The organism is Tamaricihabitans halophyticus (assembly GCF_004340875.1).
Taxonomy (GTDB): Bacteria; Actinomycetota; Actinomycetes; order Mycobacteriales; family Pseudonocardiaceae; genus Tamaricihabitans; species Tamaricihabitans halophyticus.
Map to the genome: position 1 here is coordinate 1 of NZ_SLXQ01000049.1, position 1,095 is coordinate 1,095.

At 63.5% G+C, this 1,095-nt stretch carries 1 protein-coding gene; it reads left to right on the plus strand.

The window, feature by feature from the left end:
* Positions 1-119: 119 nt before the first annotated feature.
* Positions 120-1,095, plus strand: a 976-nt coding sequence (locus EV191_RS29995; protein WP_132881514.1) for an IS481 family transposase, incomplete at its 3' end; no start/stop codon positions are given.

Genomic DNA, 1,095 nt, shown 5'->3' on the forward strand with positions numbered 1-1,095 from the left:
TGTAGTGCCTTGGGAGGTTGTGAACGGGGGGACGCGTGATCGGATGATCTTGTGTGGGTGAGGGCCTCCGGGGTTCGGTGTGGATGTCGATGTCTACAACCGGTCCCGAGGAGGCCCTCATGGTTCATCGTAATGCTCCGTTGACGCCGGCTGGTCGGTTGCGTGTGGTGCGGTGTGTTGTGGTTGAGGGGTGGCCGTTGCGGCGGGCGGCGGAGCGGTTTCAGGTGTCGGTCTCGACGGTGACGCGGTGGGTTGGTCGTTATCGTGTGTGGGGGGAAGCGGGCCTGGTGGATCGGTCTTCACGTCCGCATCATTGTCCGGGGCGTTTGCCGACTCGGACGGAGCGGCGGATTATCAAGGTTCGTGTGGTGCGGCGGTGGGGGCCAGCGCGGATCGCGTTCTTGTTGGGGTTGGTTCCCTCCACGGTGCATCGGGTTCTGACTCGCTATGGGATCGCTCGGCTGGTGCATCTTGACCGGGCTACCGCGACACCGATACGCCGCTATGAACGGGCCGCTCCCGGTGAACTCGTGCACGTCGACATCAAAAAACTCGGCAACATTCCCGACGGCGGTGGACATCGCGTTGTGGGCCCCCAAGCCGGCTACCGCAACCGCGCCCGCAGTCGCCGCAAAACCCGCGACCACAGTCGCCTCGGCTACAGCTACCTCCACAACGCCATCGACGATCACTCCCGACTGGCCTACAGCGAAATCCTGCCCAACGAACGCGCGACAACCGCCGCCGCATTCTGGGAACGCGCACACCAATTCTTCACCGATCACGGCATCACCGTCGAACGCGTCATGACCGACAACGGACCCTGCTACCGATCCCGCGCCTGGCGCCAAGCCCTCACCAACACCACGACCACCCACAAACGCATCCGCCCCTACCGACCCCAAACCAACGGCAAAGTCGAACGCTTCAACCGCACCCTCCTCGACGAATGGGCCTACACCCAGCCCTACCCATCAGAAACCGCACGACAACAAGCACTCACCCCCTGGCTGCACTACTACAATCACCACCGCGGCCACACCAGCATCGGCGGCCCACCCACCACACGCGTACCCAACCTCCCAGATCAATACA